This is a genomic window from Marinobacter sp. F4216 (assembly GCF_019931195.1).
GTDB classification, from domain to species: Bacteria; Pseudomonadota; Gammaproteobacteria; order Pseudomonadales; family Oleiphilaceae; genus Marinobacter; species Marinobacter suaedae.
Window position 1 is genome coordinate 19515 of sequence record NZ_JAIOUO010000003.1, and the last position, 16822, is coordinate 36336.

Sequence of the window (16822 nt, forward strand, 5' to 3'; positions counted from 1 at the left end):
CATGCCGCAACGACCCAAGGATGAAATACCCCCAACGACGGAGCGAGTGTTGCGAGATACTCTGCTGGATGCGCTTCACGCCATGCGCTCCATGCAGGAAATCGAGGAACTTCAGAATCCGGAAGTGGCCGACAGCAAAAGTTCCGAGGGCCTTGTGGACCGACTGGTCGGCCTGACCGGCTCCGCGGTTCGCCTCGGATTGCGGGCCACCGATACCTCCGTGCGGGTGGGCCGGGCGCTGATCAATTCCCAGGACCAGCTTCGGGCCATGCTCACTGCAGGCCAGTCACTCAGGGACATCCGGGAAGTCGCCGGGCTCACCCTGAGCGAGATGAGCGAAGCCCTGAACCTGAAGGACAAATCGGTCCTGGAAGCCGTGGAAAACGGTACGGCTACCCTGTCTTTCGAACTGATCCTCCGGCTCGCCGCCCTGATCGCCCGAAACGATCCCATCCCGTTCATTCTCCGGACCACCCGCAATTACAACCCGGAAGTCTGGCAAATGCTCAATGACTGGGGCGTGGGCCGCCTTCCGCTGCAGTTCGAGCGGGAGCGTGAATTCATCAATATCTTTCGCCGCCATGACGACGCCAGAAACCTGTCGGACGAGGGGTTCAAGAAGGTGCTGGAATTTACCCGGCAGAGCTTTGAAATGTCCCTGCACTTTATTGAAGAACAGGAACGTGAGGTGGCAGAGCTGAAGACCACCTATGAGGAAAAATCGAAGACGGAAGATGAACCCGCCAAAGACTGAGAGGCTATCTCCCCTCAGCCCTGAGCACCATAAGAGCTACACATGTTCAGCCGAACAGCGCATCCATGCCAGCGCGATCCGGTTTTCGCACGACACCTTTTTCGGTGACAATCATATCGATAAGACTGGCCGGCGTAACATCAAACACGGGGTTGTAGACGTCGACGCCCTCCGGTGCCAAAGGAATACCCCGGATCGACTTTACTTCAGCATCGTCCCGTTCCTCAATGGGAATGTCCTGACCGGATACCAGCGCCATATCGACGGTGCTCGAAGGGGCAACCACCATGAAACCCACACCATGGTGTCTCGCCAAGACGGCCAGACTGTAGGTGCCAATCTTGTTGGCCACATCACCATTGGCGGTGATTCGGTCAGCGCCGACGATCACCCAGCGAACGTGACCCTGAGCCAGAATAGCCGCTGCCGCACCGTCAGCGTTCAACGTGACCGGAATGCCGTCCTGCGCCAGTTCCCATGCTGTCAGGCGACTTCCCTGCAGCCAGGGGCGCGTTTCATCGGCATACACTCTGTCTAATAATTCGACCTCGTGCAGACGCCGGATGACCCCCAGGGCAGTGCCATACCCCCCCGTGGCCAGCGCCCCCGTATTGCAGTGAGTAAGCACCGAAACAGGTTGGTCAGCGCCCATGGCTCTCAGGGCATGATCGGCCATGGCCAGATTGGCCGCCAGGTCTTCCTGGTGAATGGCCTTGGCCTCGTCCGCCAGTCGAGTCGCCGCCTCCTTCAGTGTGGCGCATTGCTCGAACACCGCCGTGACGCGCTGCAGCGCCCAGAACAGGTTAACCGCCGTGGGCCTGGAGGCCGCCAGTTCCTCAATTGCCCGGGAGACTTCTTCCCGCCAGTTGTCATCGGCGGCGTGGCGGGCCGCCAGTGCGGCCCCGTAGGCTGCGCTGATGCCAATCGCTGGAGCCCCCCTTACCACCATGTCGCGAATACACTGCGCAACTCCGCCAGCGCCTTCCGCTGTGATCCAATGCTCTTCGGCTGGCAACAACCGCTGATCCAGCAGGTCAAGGCTGTCGCCATGCCAACGCATCGCAACCGTTCCAATGCTTCGTAAAGGATTGGACTGACGGGTTTTATCCATTCGCGCACTCCGTTTGTGAAACGCTGAAAAGCCGCAGTATAACGTTTATACTAGCCAGCTACATTTTCACGACTGGCCCATTTCACACGGGTAACTGAGGCCCCGGTAACCAAGGCAGGTATATGACCGCAGACACCATCACCGCAGCCGATATCCGCATCAATGCCCGGTGGCTGATCCCCATCGAACCCAGAGGCGTTGTGCTGGACCATCAGGCGGTCATCATCACAGGCAGCAGGATCACTGCCGTGGTTTCCCAGGAGCAGGCGGATGCCGACTACCGCACCCGGGAAACGGTGGACCTGCCCAGTCACGTGGTCATGCCCGGCCTGATCAATGTCCACGGCCACGCGGCCATGTCCCTGTTCCGGGGAATGGCGGATGACTTGCCCCTGATGACCTGGCTTAATGAACACATCTGGCCGGCCGAGGGCGCATTCGTGTGCGAACAGTTCATTGCCGATGGGACCCAGCTCGCCATGGCAGAGATGTTACGCACCGGGACCACCACCTTTTCAGACATGTATTTCTTCCCGGAAATCGCTGCCCAGACGGCCTTTGACGCAGGTATGCGCGCCCAGATTGCCTTTCCACTGCTGGATTTCCCCACCGCCTGGGGCAATGGTCCGGACGAATACCTGAGTAAAGGGGAAGCGTTCATCAATGCATGGCGGGAAAACGAGTTCATTTTTCCAGCTGTTGGCCCGCACGCGCCGTACACCGTATCCGATGCTCCGATGAAAAAGGCCATCGACCTGAGCAATCGAACCGCCACCCCTATCCAGATCCATTTGCACGAAACCGCCTTTGAGGTCGCAGAAGCCACGGAAAAACTGGGCCAGCGCCCGGTCGCTCGCATGAACGATCTGGGCCTGCTGGGCCCCAACACCCAGTGCGTGCACATGACTCAAATGGACGATGCCGATATTGAAACCATCGCCTCCACCGGTGCACACATTGTCCACTGCCCGGAGTCCAATCTTAAGCTGGCCAGCGGCCTCTGCCCTGTGCAGAAACTGATCGACGCCGGTATCAATGTCGCCATCGGTACCGATGGCGCCGCCAGTAACAACGACCTGGATTTATTTGGCGAACTGCAGACTGCCGCGATGCTGGCCAAAGTCGTGGCCGGCGATGCCGCCGCTCTGTCCGCCCATGACGCGCTGGCCATGGCCACGCTGAACAGCGCCAAGGCCCTTGGTCGGGAACAGGAACTGGGCTCCCTGAAAGCCGGAAAACTGGCGGACATCATCGCCGTTGATCTGAGCGATCCATTCATCCAGCCGGTATACGATCCGGCATCTCACCTGGTGTACAGCAATCATGGCCGCGCAGTAAGCCACAGCTGGATTCACGGCGTACCTCAGGTACAGGACGGTCGCTTAACCCGAATTGATGTGGCAGACCTTATGCTTCGGGTGGATGACTGGCGCGAGCGCATCCGCAACCAACAGAATTCGTAAACGACTCAATACCCCTTCAGCAGGTAATGCGAACCATGAACAACCAGAATGTCGACAGTAACGAAATTGCCAAGTTTGAGGCTCTGGCGAGTCGCTGGTGGGATCCGACCAGCGAGTTCCGGCCACTGCACGACATCAACCCCCTGCGGCTGAACTACATCGACGAGCGTGTGTCCCTGGCCGGCAAGCGTGTCCTGGACGTGGGCTGCGGCGGCGGCCTTCTGTCAGAGGGCATGGCCCAGCGCGGTGCTCACGTGACCGGAATCGATATGGGCGAAGCCCCGCTTTCGGTCGCCAGGCTCCATGGACTGGAAAGCGGCGTGGAGGTGGATTACCGCCAGACGACCGTTGAAGAACTGGCGCAGGATCCTGAACACGCAGGCCAGTACGATGTGGTGACCTGTCTTGAAATGCTGGAACACGTGCCCGATCCATCATCCGTCATCAAGGCCTGCTCCGCTATGCTGAAGCCCGGCGGCCATATGTTTGTGTCCACCATCAACCGCAATCCGAAGTCGTTCCTGTTCGCGATCGTGGGTGCCGAGTACGTGCTCAATCTGCTGCCCAAGGGCACCCACGAGTGGAAGAAGTTTATCCGCCCATCGGAGATGTCGGATTACCTGCGCCACGCGAATCTTGAGGTGCTGGAGCTCACGGGCATGACGTACAACCCGATCACCAAAATTTACAAGCTGGGTCGGGATGTGGATGTTAATTACTTGATGCACGCGAAGGACACCCGTGAAGCCTGAGCAAACTCCGTCAGCCGTCCTGTTTGACCTGGATGGCACCCTGATCGACACCGCCCCGGACTTTATTCGCTGCCTGAACCTGCTCAGGCAGCAGCACGGCCTCGCCGCCCTGCCCGCTGAGCACATTCGCCGGTCGGTCTCCAACGGTGCAAGAGCCATGATTCGTGTGGGTTTTGGTCTGGAACCCGAGCATCCGGATTATCTGGACAAGCACACCGCCTTTCTGGACCTCTACGAACTGGGCGTCGCCGAAGAGACCACCCTGTTCAGCGGCATGGATGAGATACTACGCTCACTGGAAGCCCGCGACATCCCATGGGGCATTGTGACCAATAAACCGGTTCGCTTTGCCGCGCCGCTCGTGGAGGCCCTCGGTCTGGGCCCGCGCTGTGCCACGCTCATCTGCCCGGATCATGTCAGCCAGCGCAAACCCCATCCTGAACCACTGTTCCTTGCCTGCGAGCAAATCGGAGCTACCCCGGAAAATGCCATCTACGTTGGCGACCATGTACGGGATATAGAGTCTGGGCGTAATGCCGGCATGCAAACCATTGCGGTGCGCTATGGTTACATTGAGAAACCGGAAACAGTGGATCTGTGGGGCGCGGACCGGATTGCCGACACCGTCAGCGACCTGGCAAAGCTGTTACAATAACGACCGCAAAAGATTTAGGGTTGCCGATACGCAACCGCCTGACACGGAGACAGGTTATGCAAGATTACCAAGCACCCGCCGACCTACTGCAGGACCGCATCGTTATGGTGACGGGCGCCGGCAGTGGCATTGGCCGGGCTGCCGCCATCGCTTATGCGGCACACGGGGCCACGGTGATTCTGATGGGGCGCACGGTGTCCAAGCTGGAGGCTGTGTACGACGAAATTGAAGCCGCCGGCTACCCGCAACCTGCCATCGTGCCCATGAACTTTGACGGTGCCGCGGTCAAGGAATACGAAGAACTGGCCATGACCATCGAAGAAAACTTTGGCCGGCTGGACGGCATCCTGCACAACGCCGCCATTCTGGGCGATCGCAGCCCGATCGAGCTGTACGACCCGGAGACCTGGAATCAGGTCATGCACGTGAACGCGACCGCGCCGTTCCTGCTCAGCCGCGCCATGATCCCGTTGCTGCGCCAGTCTACCGATGCCTCAGTGATCTTCACCTCGTCAGGTGTAGGCCGCAAGGGACGGGCGTACTGGGGAGCCTACGCGGTATCCAAGTTCGCGGTGGAAGGCCTCACACAGGTACTGGCCGACGAATTGGATGACGAGCGCCACAATGTGCGCGTGAACAGCCTGAACCCCGGTGCCACCCGTACCAACATGCGCGCCCATGCCTACCCGGCCGAAAATCCGCAACAGAATCCTGCGCCGGAAGAGCTCATGCCCATATACCTGTACCTGATGGGCAAAGACAGCAAGGGCGTGAACGGTCAGCAGCTCGACGCGCAACCCAAGTAATGGAACTGCTGTTTTACACCACATCCAACTGCCACCTGTGTGAGGTGGCAGAGAACCTGCTGATCCACACGCCCATGCCGAAGCCCGTTCCGGTGGATGTTGTGGATATCGCGCAGTCAGAATCACTGGTGGAAAAGTACGGCACGCGCATTCCGGTGTTGCGACGCAACGATACCGGCGCGGAACTGGACTGGCCGTTCACCAAAGACGACTTAATCACGTTTCTTGAATGAGGATAGCCCCGCCATGTTGATGGTTATATCCCCCGCCAAGACGCTCGACTACGAAAGCCCGCTGGCCACAGAGCGCCACACCCAACCGGACTTTCTGGACGATGCCTGTGAACTGATTGATCAGCTCAAGGAGTTGGAGCCGCACCAGATCAGTAATCTGATGAGCATCAGTGAAAAGCTCGGCCAGCTGAATGCCGAGCGCTTCCAGAGCTGGCACACACCGTTCACCCCGGACAACGCCCGCCAGGCCGTTCTGGCCTTCAAGGGTGACGTCTACACCGGTCTGGATGCCGCCAGTTTCAGCGAGAAAGACTTCGACTTCGCCCAGAAGCACCTGAGGATGTTGTCCGGCCTGTATGGACTCCTTAAGCCTCTGGACCTGATGCAGCCCTACCGTCTGGAAATGGGCACCAAGTTTGAAAACAACCGGGGCAAGGATCTCTATGCCTTCTGGGGCAGCAAGCTGACCGACGAAATCAACCGGCTGCTGGCCGAGGACGATGACGTACTCGTCAACCTGGCCTCCAACGAGTACTTCAAAAGCATTCAGAAGAAGAAACTGAACGGTCGGCTGATTACCCCACAGTTCAAAGACTGGAAGAACGGCCAGTACAAGATGATCAGCTTCTACGCCAAGAAGGCCCGGGGCCTGATGTGCCGGTACGCCATCCAGAACCAGATCACCCAGGCGGACGATCTCAAGGGTTTTAACCTTGAAGGCTATTATTTCAGCCACGAACAGTCAGATACCAACAACTGGGTATTCCTTCGGGATGAACAATAGAATTTCCGACGCTTAAAGACAGAGACCGTAATCTATGAACGAAGCAGTATTCTCCCAAATCGCCATGCTGGTACTTCTCACCGGGCTCATCACCTGGATGGGATTTATCGTGTGGGATCTGGCGAAAAAATCCAAGGCCGGCCGGTTCGGTACCATTACTCTGTTCATCGTACTCGGCGCTGGTGTCGTCGGTTTTATCGTGAAGACCGTTCTGGTCGAAATCATGGATTTGTGACGCTAGGGAGCCTCTGTACAACTCCGCATCACCTCTGGCATTCAGAGCACTTCACAATCAAGGCGTGATTTTGCAGGAATGTCAGGACCTTTCAAGAAATCACAACGTAGAGTGTGAACTGCTCTGAAAGCCCCGAACGGCTTACTCTGAAGGCGGCACCTGCGGTGTTGCGGCCCTTGCCAAGGACTACGGCCATTGGCTGCGATCCGCGCCTTGCAGCTACCGCCTTCAGAGCAAGCAGAGGCGATTCGGAGTTGTACAGAGGCTCCCTCCTACTTTACGGCTGCCAGCCGGTGGCCGTATCATCCTTCCCCTTTCCCGTTTCAGCCCATTGAAGATTCAAGGATCCAGCCTGATGTGGTTTCGCAACGCCCGTGTTTTCCGTTTCACCAAACCCTTTGACATCTCGGCCGAGGAGTTAGAGGACAAGCTTCAGGCCGACGCCTTTAAACCCTGTGGTCCTCAGGAAACCAGCCGCCAGGGCTGGGTACCGCCACTGGGCAAGCATGGCGAACAGCTGGTACACAGTGCCGGCGGTTATCACCTGATTGCCCTGCGCAAGGAAGAGAAAATCCTGCCGGGTCCGGTCGTCAAGGAAGCGGTTGAAGAACGGGCCGAAGCCATTGAACTGGAACAGAGCCGGAAAGTGCGTCGCAAGGAAAAGGACGAGATCAAGGAACAGGTCATGCTGGAAATGCTGCCTCAGGCTTTTTCCAGGAATCGCCGCTGTTATGCCTACCTGGCGCCGAAAGACGGCGTGCTCGTGGTTGATGCTGGCTCGGCAAAACAGGCGGAAGACCTGGCTTCCACGCTGCGCAAGAGCCTGGGTTCACTGCCTGTCCGTCCGCCGGCACTGGAACAGGCGCCGGCCTTTACCTTTACCGGCTGGCTGAACGAAACCATCGACCTACCTGCTGCCATTACCCTGGGTAGCGAGTGCGAACTCAAGGATCCGTCCGAAGACGGCGGCGTGGTGCGTTGCAAGGGCCTGGATCTGAAAGCCGACGAAATCCGTAACCACCTGGATGCCGGCATGCAGGTAACCCGTCTGGCTCTGACCTGGGATGAAAACGTGTCGTTCGTTCTGGACGAGGAGTTTGGCATTCGCCGTATCAAATTCGGTGAAACCATTCAGGACCAGCTGGACGATGTAGACGCCGACGATGCCGTCGCCAAGTTCGACGCTGCCTTCACGCTGATGACTCTGGAACTGGCCCGACTGATTCCGGGGCTGCTGGAAGCCATGGGCGGTGAGGACCGCTCTGCCATCATCGAAGAATAAAGCCCCCGGCAAGGGCGCCGTCAGTAGGTGTCCTTGCCCAGCCGCTCCCGCTGCCAGTCTTTTTCCGGTTCGTTCAGCACCAGCCGCAGGTCCATAACCTCTTCTTCGTGGTTGTATTTCACCTCAAATCCCAGATGCTCCGCGAGGCTCAGCATGGGCCGGTTGTCCGGTAGCACATTGCCCACCATTTCCACCGTTCCCCGCTCCCGGCAGTAATCGATCATTTTTTGCATCAGCGTGATACCAAGACCCTCGCCTTTCATCTTGTCGTGCACCATCACAGCAAACTCGCACCGCAGGTTATCGGCGTCGGTCCAGGTGCGTACCGTACCGAGGGTTTCCTCCCCTTCCCCATCCTCCCGGGGCGCGTTGGCGATGAACACCATTTCCCGGTCGTAATCGATCTGGACCATCTGGGCGACGTCCTCCCGGGAGAAATGCTTGCGGTACTGGAAAAACCGGTAGCGGATGGATTCCGGTGACTGGAGCTCGTGAAACACACGGTGCGCCGGCTCATCTTCCGCCAGTACAGGCCGGATAATGACCCGTCGGCCGGATTTGGGCAGCACAATCCACTCTTCCAGCTCCCTTGGGTAGGGCTGAATAATGGGTCTGCCCGCCTGATCGGACAGGTTAACCGCGGTGTTGACCGCGACCGCGCCCTGATGATTGAACAACAGGGGTGAAATCTCCAGCCCCTTGATCTCCGGGATATCAATCACGATCTGGGACAGGGTGACCAGTGTTTCCGTCACCGCCCGGATATCTTCCTCCGGCCTCAGGCTGTGCTCCTTGAGCAGTTTGTACATGTAGGTGCGGCGGAGCAGCTCCCGGGCCAGCACCATGTTAAGCGGCGGCAGGGCAATCTGCCGGTCGGTCTTCACATTAATCTGAGCACCGGCAGCGCCGCAAACCACCAGAGGCCCAAACACCGGATCCCGGGTGATCCCCACACTGAACTCGATGCCGCCCACGTGCTGGTAGGAATACTGAACCGCAAATCCGAGGAATCCACTGTCCGGGAAATGCAGCTGGTAATCCTCCATCAGGAAGCGACAGGCCTCGATAATGGCCTGCTCACTGTTCAGCTTCTGGATCGTACCCTTGTAGCGCCGCTGGGTCGGGCTGAGCTTGAGGAATGGATGACACACCTGCTCGTGGATAATGGAAACGTCGACGGGGCGTCGCTCTACCGCAAAAACGGCCAGTACTTCATCCACATCGTCACAGTAGATGGTATCGACGGTACTGATGCCGTAGTCGCTGATCAGGTCCCGGGCTTCCCGGTTAGACAGGTGGTAACGACCGTCGTTCAGGGCTTTCCTGACCACCCGCCGGGTCACGCTGCGATCGATAAAATGGTCGGTAAAGGACTCCGGCGTCTCGGTTAGCAGGCGCTGCACCCGCTGATGCCGGATGTGCTGCATGAAGGCCGTCACGGCCTTTTCCGGACTGAAGAAGGAAGGTATTCCGGCCCGGTAGAACTCTTCCCGGGAATCCATCACCGTACTTTGCCCCAGCCAGCAGGTAAACACATTAAGCCGGGTGCCCCTGGATGCATGAACCACCGCGTCAGCGATTTGCAGGTTATCCTCGGTCAGGCTCGGGGCGTACATCACCAGAACGTTGGCCACCTCCGGATCCCTGCCCAATATCTGGATGACTTTGGAGTAAAGCTCGGGCGAGGCATCGTAGTTCAGGTCAATCGGATTCCTTCGGGTCCAGTAGGGCGGCAGCAGTTCCGCCAGCGCATCCACTGATTTTTCCGATAACTGGGCCAGTTCTCCGTCCAGATGGTCCAACCGGTCCACTGCCAGCACCCCGGGCCCAACTCCATTGGCCATGATAACCAGCCCCTCCCGGCGCAGAGGACGCATCCGGGTCAGGGTTTCCAGGGCATCGAACATCTGCCCCAAGCCATCCACCCGCAGCACCCCGGCACGCTGCAGCATGGCGTCGTAGATCGGATCGCTTCGCGTCACGCCGGCGGGCAGGTCGTGGGGCACCCACTCGGATTCCGGCACCCGTCCGGATTTCACCGCAATCACTGGCTTGGTCCGGGAAGCCACCCGAACCGCAGACATAAACCGGCTGGGATTGGGTATATTCTCGATATGCAACAAAATCGCGCGGGTCTGGGAGTCCTGCGCGAGATAGTCGATCAGATCGTCGTGATCGATATCCATCCCGTCACCCAGCGTCAGGAAATAGGAAAAGCCGACGCCCCGGGCAAACGCCCAGTCAATGACCGAACTGGCAATGGTACCGGACTGACCAATGAAGGCGACCCGGCCGGGAATAACGCCCATGTGGGCATAGGTAGCGTTGAGATTTCGCTTGGGCACCATGACACCAATGGTGTTAGGCCCAAGCACCCGCACCCCGGTTTCCCGAGCCGCTTCGCGCACGGCATACATCAGAGGCTGGCCGGTTTTGCTGTGGGTCCGGGACATACCACCGGTCATGACGATGGCAGTCCTAACGCCCGCCTCTCCCAATCGGCGAATCGCCTTGGCGACGGTCTCGGGCGGCGTACAGATAATGGCGAGGTCCGGAGAAAAATCCATCCGGGATACTTTTTTGACGCAGGGCACACCGTGCACGTTGTCGTAATCGTTCTGGTTAACCACCAGCAAACGCCCGGCGTATTCCCCACCCATCAGATTCCGCAACACCATACCACCGAGGCTGTCGGCCCGCTCCGAGGCACCAATAACCGCAATCGAATCAGGATTGAACAGGCTTTCCAGGTAACGGGTGCTCAAGCTGGCGGTCTCCCTGCGACAAGAAATTTGGCAATAAATTCAAAGAAATACTAATACTTATGAGTTTAGCCCGATCCCGGACCAGAAACATTAACGGGGCATGACCATCCGACTACAACCAAAGAACGGGGCAGCCCCTTGCCATCCCTGATACCATGATCCAAAACAATAGCAATTACAGAGTATTGATCAGGTATGACCACGGCATTTTTTTTCCACGACGATTGTTTGAAGCACAACATGGGGCCAGAACACCCGGAGTCCCCGGAACGCATCAAGGCTATTCTCAGTTTTCTGGCAGATACCAGGCTGCAACAGGAACTGGACTGGGTCCGGCCGGAAGAAATAACCCGTGACCAATTACTATTAGTGCATCCCGAGAAATATCTGCAACAACTGGAGCTCATCGTCCCGACCCGCGGCCGGGTGTTTGTCGATCCGGACACCGCCATCATGGCAGAGTCCCTGATGGCCGCGCGCCTTGCTGCCGGCGCCAATATTCAGGCGGTGGATATGGTCATGAGTGGCCAGGCCACCAATGCGTTCGTCTGTGCCCGACCTCCGGGACACCATGCCGAGCGCAGCCGGGCCATGGGCTTTTGCTTTTACAACAACGTTGCACTGGCCGCCATGCGTGCGCTGACCTTTCATCAGCTGGAACGGGTCGCGATCATCGATTTTGACGTACACCAGGGCAACGGAACAGCGGACATTGTCGGCGGCGACGAGCGTGTACTGATGTGCTCGAGCTTCCAGCATCCGCTCTACCCTAACTCCCACGTTTATCAACAACCGGACAATATCATTAATGTGCCGGTCGAAGCTGGCACCTCGGGTAAGGATTTCCGGAAGGTGGTTGAGGAGGGCTGGCTGAAAGCCCTTCAGGACTTCAGGCCACAGCTGGTCCTGATCTCTGCAGGATTCGATGCCCACCGGCTGGACCCGTTGGCGGAACTGAATCTGGAAACAGAGGATTACGGTTGGCTTACAGAATTGCTCACCAGTGTGGCCAGCGATCACGCCAATGACCGAATCGTGTCAACTCTGGAAGGTGGCTACAACCCTAAGGCCCTGGCCGAATGCGTCGCCCGCCACCTTGAGGTTCTGAGCTCAGTGCACTGAACGAGTTCAGCCCGCTGAGCCACCGCCATAGCCGGTGGCCTGCCGGAACCCGGGACGCTCCCCTTCGCGCTGAAGCCTTATATTGGTGCGCCAGTTATCCGCAGGCCGGCACAACGCCCGGACCCCGGCCATGCCCCCAGAACAAGGTGACCGGAGCGGCAAAGCGACATGCGGATTAGAACACACTGAATGTCATAACGGTTACAGATTGCCTTGGGGAATTCCTCTGTTCACCGGTAACATCGGCTACTTCCCGGCGCCCTTTGGGCCAGGATACAAAAACAAACACAGCCCCCATCTGATATAATCCGCCAAATTTTCAGGGTATGTCCCTCCGAGATACTGGCGAACACTCTCATGACCAATCAGATTACCCTTACCCGCCCGGACGACTGGCATCTGCACGTTCGTGACGGCGACATCCTCAACGACGTTGTTCCGGCCACCGCTGCCTGTTTCGGGCGCGCAATCATCATGCCCAACCTGGTGCCGCCGGTCACAACCGCTCAGCAGGCCACCGCCTATCGCGAGCGCATCCTGGCCGCTGCCGGTGACTCGGCGTTCGAGCCACTGATGACCCTCTATCTGACCGAGAGCATGACGCCGGACACCATCCGCGAAGCAAAAGCCGCAGGCGTGATCGCAGCCAAGCTGTATCCGGCGGGCGCCACCACCAATTCCGATTCCGGCGTGAAGGATATCCGGAATATCTATCCGGTACTGGAGGCCATGGCCGAGTGCGGCATGCTGTTGCTGGTTCACGGGGAAGTCACCGATGCCGACATTGACATTTTCGACCGGGAGAAGATCTTCCTGGAGCGGGTTCTCGCCCCGACCCTGGAAGCCTTCCCTAACCTGAAAGTGGTGCTGGAACACATCACCACCGCCGATTCTGCCGCCTTCGTACAGCAATACAACGGTGATAACCTGGGTGCCACACTGACGCCCCAGCATCTGATGTACAACCGGAACCACATGCTGGTGGGTGGCATCCGGCCGCACCTGTACTGCCTGCCGATCCTCAAGCGCAATAAACATCAGCAGGCCCTGCGAGATGCGGTCGCCAGCGGCAACAAGCGTTTCTTCCTGGGTACCGACTCCGCGCCCCATGCCAGGGACCGCAAGGAAGCCGCCTGCGGCTGTGCCGGCTGCTACTCCGCCTTTGGCGCTATCGGCCTCTATGCCGAGATATTTGAGGAACTGGGCATCCTGGACAAGCTGGAGGCCTTTGCCAGCTTCAACGGTGCCGACTTCTACGGCCTGCCCAGAAACACCGACACCATCACCCTGGTGCGCGAACCCTGGACCATGCCCGACCAGCTTCCACTGGCCGGTGGCCACATCGTGCCACTGAAGGCCGGTGAAACCGTTAACTGGCGCCTGGCGTAAGCACCATAGATTCCAAACCCATTTTGAATCACACGGCTATGACCGGAGTTTGAGTGACTGACGAAAACCAAGAACCGCATCCCATGTCCCGCCGCTTTCGTGGCTTCCTGCCCGTCGTTGTTGATGTCGAGACAGCAGGATTCAACCCGGAACGGGACGCTCTGCTGGAGGTTGCCGCTGTTCTCCTGACCATGGACGAGGACGGCTACCTGCACCCCAGCGAAACCTACACACACCATATCGATCCGTTTGAAGGCGCCAACCTCGAGCAGTCGGCACTGGACTTCACCGGCATCGATCCGTGGGACCCGGAGCGGGAAGCGGTGCCCGAGCGGGAAGGCCTGAGCGAAATCTTTCGCCCGATCCGCAAGGCAGTGAAGGAATTCGACTGTAAGCGTGCGGTACTCGTAGGCCACAACGCCACTTTCGACCACAATTTCCTGTTTGCGGCAGCCATGCGAGCGGATATCAAGCGCAACCCGTTCCACCCGTTCTCCACGTTCGATACGGCTACCCTCGCGGGTCTGGCCTATGGGCATACGGTGCTGGCACAGGCGTGCAAGCTGGCCGGTATCCCGTTCAGCAATCGGGAAGCTCATTCGGCTGCCTATGACGCAGAGAGAACGGCAGAGCTGTTCTGCGGTATCGTCAATCGCTGGAAAGACCTCGGCGGCTTTCCACCTGCCCCGGTGAATCTGGAAGAGTAAGCACCTTTTCCTGGCCAATAAAAAACCCCGCCGAAGCGGGGTTTTTTCGGTCTCAGGCGACCGGGATTACCAGTAGATGCCTCGCATGATCGCCGCAAAGGCAACCTGCTCGGTGGATACCTTCGGCTTCTCGGCAGACTTGCTGCCGGCTGCCGCCGCCGAATCCGGGAACATCCGGTAACCGGTGTTCATCACGATCTCGCCCATCTTCGGCGCCAGTGCGTGCAGCACCTGAGCGAAGATACCCAGACGCGTTGCGATACGCTTCGGACGGTAAATGATGGCCTCGGCCACCATGTCGGCCGCTTCGTCCGGCGTCAGGGTCGGAACAGAATCGTAGATCTTGGTCGGCGCAATCATCGGCGTCTTCACCAGCGGCATGTTGATGGTGGTGAAGGTGACGTTGCGGTCTGACCACTCAGCAGCGGCACAGCGGCTGAACGCATCCAGCGCTGACTTGGACGCCACGTACGAGGAGAAACGCGGCGCGTTGGTCAGTACACCGATGGAGGAGATGTTCACGATGTGACCGCGACGCTGCTCCAGCATTTTCGGTGCGAAGCCCATGATCAGGCGAACGGAACCGAAGTAGTTCAGCTGCATGGTGCGTTCGAAGTCGTGGAAACGATCGAACGACAGATCCAGGGAACGACGGATGGAGCGACCGGCGTTGTTCACCAGCACATCCACCTGGCCGTGGTTGTCCAGAACCGTCTTCACGAAGCGATCGCAGTCCTCCATGTCGGCGAAATCACACTGGTAAGCGTGAACATTGCCGCCCTTCTCTTCGAGGTGAGCCGTCACTTCGTCGAGCTTTTCCTTGGTCCGCGCACCAATAACCAGAATCGCACCCGCTTCAGCCAGCTTTTCGGCCGTCGCCAGTCCGATACCGGAGGTGGCACCGGTCACCACGCACACCCGGCCTTCCACGGTTCCGCGCAGGGTACGGTCCTTAAACAGGTCCGGATCCAGATTGCGTTCCCAGTAATCCCAGATGACAGCGGCGTACTCCGGCAGGCGCGGCACTTCAATGCCTGTGCCCTTCAGGACGCGCTCGGTTTCACGGGCATCGAAACGGGTCGGGTAGTTGATGAAGGACATCACCGAAGGCGGGATGCCCATGTCGTCCAGAAGCGCTCCGGTCAGACGCTTGACCGGCGGAAGATTCTTCAGGCTCTGGCGAATAAACGGCGGAACGAAGCCGAACATGCGGGAGTCGATGCGCATGGCCATCTTCGGCGCGTGACCGGCGTCGGAAAAGATGTTGAGGATCTCGCCCACTTTGTAAGGGTCCGAATCCACCAGATGGAAGCAGTTGCCATCTTCACCATCCAGGTGCGCAATGTGATCCATGGCGTTGACCACGAAATCCACCGGCACGATGTTCAGGCGGCCGCCTTCGATACCAACGGTGGGAACCCACTGGGGCAGCGCGCGACGAATCTTCTGAATCATCTTGAAGAAGTAGTAAGGGCCGTCAACCTTGTCCATCTCACCGGTCTTGGAGTGACCGATGACCATACCAGGACGGTAAATGCGGAACGGAACCTTGCACTCCTGACGAACCACTTTCTCGGATTCGTGCTTGGTCAGCAGGTACGGATGGTTCAGCTTCTCGGCTTCTTCGAACATGTCCTCGCGGAATGTGCCTTTGAACAGGCCCGCCGCCGCAATCGAGGAAACATGATGGAAGCACTTGGCGCCCATGGATTCAGCGGCTTCAACCGCAGCGCGGGTGCCTTCAATGTTGGCCGCCTGTTGGGACGCTTCATCAGCTCCCATGTCGTAAACAGCAGCAAGGTGGAAGAAATGATCAATGTTGCCCTTGAGGGACTTCATGGTGGCAGCGTCGATGCCGAGATTCTTGCTGGTCAGATCACCAATGACCGCTTTGACCTGCGACTCATCCGCACCCCAGCGTTCGCGAAGCTGCTCCAGTTTTTCCTGGGACTGTTCGCGTACCAGTACGTGAACCGTACCACCACGTGCCAGGAGTTTTTCGACGAGGAATCGGCCGATGAATCCGGTGCCACCCGTTAAGAAGTAGTTCATTGATTAGTCACCCTGCTTGTTACTCTGTTTTTTTCTATCCGTGTTTTGGCTCACCAGAAGCCCGTGGACTTATGATGTTTTTCGAAACGTTAGCATTGTACGTAATTGCGACCCTGATGTATCGAACTTTTTTAGAGCTTTTGCTCTGTAACCCCTTGTTTTTAATTGAGCTTTTACTCTAATTCGACACATCACCCCAGGGTCAGGACCTGTTCAGAATGCCTACAGAATCCAATGCTGACAAGGCAAATTTCATTACTCAGGAGCCGCCCACAGCGCGGTGGAACAAACCCATGAAACAAGACTGCAGCAATGACATAATCAGGAACTAATTGCCGTCAGCGGCGTCTCCATTCCTCATTCAATGACCGTCCTTAAACGGAAACCAACTCATGAATAAAGATACCCCAAATACTGAACGCTACATCGCTATTGCCCGGGCCTGCCTGAAGGCCATTAACGACACGGCAGAAAATGCCGGAAATCGCGAGCAAAAAATCCAGGCCGTTTACGAAGCCATCGATTCAGCGTTTCAGGCGGAATTCGCAGAGTACCGTCAGTCCGTGGCTATCATGGGCACGGTACTGGAGCGCATTGCATCCGGGGAACTCAGTCAGGACAAAGCAATAGACCTGGCTCGCAAAACCCTGGATCAGCAACCGGACAGCACCCGTAACGCCCTGATGCACTGACCTGGAACCCAGGACCATCG

General features: G+C 58.1%; 16 protein-coding genes. 13 read left to right on the forward strand and 3 right to left on the reverse strand.

Annotated features, from left to right (window positions below):
- Nucleotide 1 precedes the first annotated feature (1 nt).
- Nucleotides 2–754 carry a helix-turn-helix domain-containing protein gene (locus tag K8I84_RS05570; RefSeq protein ID WP_223793751.1) on the forward strand — a complete coding sequence of 251 codons (753 nt, stop codon included), beginning with the start codon at nucleotides 2–4 and terminating at the stop codon, nucleotides 752–754.
- 46 nt (nucleotides 755–800) lie between these two features.
- Here K8I84_RS05570 and mtnA read toward each other — a convergent pair whose 3' ends face one another.
- Nucleotides 801–1865 (reverse strand): S-methyl-5-thioribose-1-phosphate isomerase, encoded by a 1065-nt coding sequence (gene mtnA, locus K8I84_RS05575; protein WP_223793752.1) that lies wholly within the window; start codon nucleotides 1863–1865, stop codon nucleotides 801–803.
- A 122-nt stretch (nucleotides 1866–1987) separates the two neighbouring features.
- Between mtnA and K8I84_RS05580 the strand changes: the two genes are divergently transcribed.
- From K8I84_RS05580 to rdgC, 8 genes are all read left to right on the forward strand, one after another.
- On the forward strand, nucleotides 1988–3328 hold the full coding sequence (locus K8I84_RS05580; protein WP_223793753.1) for a TRZ/ATZ family hydrolase: 1341 nt from the start codon (nucleotides 1988–1990) through the stop codon (nucleotides 3326–3328).
- Between the two features lie 35 nt (nucleotides 3329–3363).
- Nucleotides 3364–4080: a bifunctional 2-polyprenyl-6-hydroxyphenol methylase/3-demethylubiquinol 3-O-methyltransferase UbiG gene (gene ubiG / locus K8I84_RS05585; RefSeq protein WP_223793754.1), complete on the forward strand. Its 717-nt coding sequence runs from the start codon at nucleotides 3364–3366 to the stop codon at nucleotides 4078–4080.
- Nucleotides 4070–4735: an HAD family hydrolase gene (locus K8I84_RS05590; RefSeq protein WP_223793755.1), complete on the forward strand. Its 666-nt coding sequence runs from the start codon at nucleotides 4070–4072 to the stop codon at nucleotides 4733–4735. Before ubiG ends, K8I84_RS05590 begins: the two co-directional genes overlap by 11 nt.
- Before the next feature lie 56 nt (nucleotides 4736–4791).
- Nucleotides 4792–5541, forward strand: coding sequence for a YciK family oxidoreductase (locus K8I84_RS05595; protein ID WP_223793756.1), 750 nt, complete (start codon nucleotides 4792–4794; stop codon nucleotides 5539–5541).
- Entirely contained in the window at nucleotides 5541–5774 is a 234-nt protein-coding gene (locus K8I84_RS05600) for a glutaredoxin family protein (RefSeq protein ID WP_223793757.1), read from the forward strand. The genes K8I84_RS05595 and K8I84_RS05600 overlap by 1 nt, the downstream gene beginning before the upstream one ends.
- Before the next feature lie 13 nt (nucleotides 5775–5787).
- Nucleotides 5788–6558, forward strand: a complete 771-nt coding sequence (gene yaaA, locus K8I84_RS05605; protein ID WP_223793758.1) for a peroxide stress protein YaaA — start codon at nucleotides 5788–5790, stop codon at nucleotides 6556–6558.
- 34 nt (nucleotides 6559–6592) lie between these two features.
- Nucleotides 6593–6793, forward strand: a complete 201-nt coding sequence (locus K8I84_RS05610; RefSeq protein ID WP_223793759.1) for a DUF2788 domain-containing protein — start codon at nucleotides 6593–6595, stop codon at nucleotides 6791–6793.
- A 355-nt stretch (nucleotides 6794–7148) separates the two neighbouring features.
- On the forward strand, nucleotides 7149–8075 hold the full coding sequence (gene rdgC / locus K8I84_RS05615; protein ID WP_223793760.1) for a recombination-associated protein RdgC: 927 nt from the start codon (nucleotides 7149–7151) through the stop codon (nucleotides 8073–8075).
- 20 nt (nucleotides 8076–8095) lie between these two features.
- Here rdgC and K8I84_RS05620 read toward each other — a convergent pair whose 3' ends face one another.
- Nucleotides 8096–10840, reverse strand: coding sequence for a bifunctional acetate--CoA ligase family protein/GNAT family N-acetyltransferase (locus tag K8I84_RS05620; RefSeq protein ID WP_223793761.1), 2745 nt, complete (start codon nucleotides 10838–10840; stop codon nucleotides 8096–8098).
- A gap of 195 nt (nucleotides 10841–11035) precedes the next feature.
- Here K8I84_RS05620 and K8I84_RS05625 point away from each other — a divergent pair, with 195 nt between their 5' ends.
- From K8I84_RS05625 to rnt, 3 genes are all read left to right on the forward strand, one after another.
- On the forward strand, nucleotides 11036–11962 hold the full coding sequence (locus tag K8I84_RS05625) for a histone deacetylase family protein (RefSeq protein WP_223793762.1): 927 nt from the start codon (nucleotides 11036–11038) through the stop codon (nucleotides 11960–11962).
- A gap of 357 nt (nucleotides 11963–12319) precedes the next feature.
- Entirely contained in the window at nucleotides 12320–13351 is a 1032-nt protein-coding gene (pyrC, locus tag K8I84_RS05630; RefSeq protein ID WP_223793763.1) for a dihydroorotase, read from the forward strand.
- 53 nt (nucleotides 13352–13404) lie between these two features.
- Nucleotides 13405–14058 (forward strand): ribonuclease T, encoded by a 654-nt coding sequence (gene rnt, locus K8I84_RS05635; protein WP_223793764.1) that lies wholly within the window; start codon nucleotides 13405–13407, stop codon nucleotides 14056–14058.
- Nucleotides 14059–14124: 66 nt separating this feature from the next.
- Here rnt and K8I84_RS05640 read toward each other — a convergent pair whose 3' ends face one another.
- Complete coding sequence (locus K8I84_RS05640; protein WP_223793765.1) at nucleotides 14125–16110, reverse strand: SDR family oxidoreductase; 1986 nt, start codon at nucleotides 16108–16110, stop codon at nucleotides 14125–14127.
- A gap of 392 nt (nucleotides 16111–16502) precedes the next feature.
- Here K8I84_RS05640 and K8I84_RS05645 point away from each other — a divergent pair, with 392 nt between their 5' ends.
- On the forward strand, nucleotides 16503–16802 hold the full coding sequence (locus tag K8I84_RS05645; RefSeq protein ID WP_223793766.1) for a hypothetical protein: 300 nt from the start codon (nucleotides 16503–16505) through the stop codon (nucleotides 16800–16802).
- Nucleotides 16803–16822: the final 20 nt, after the last annotated feature.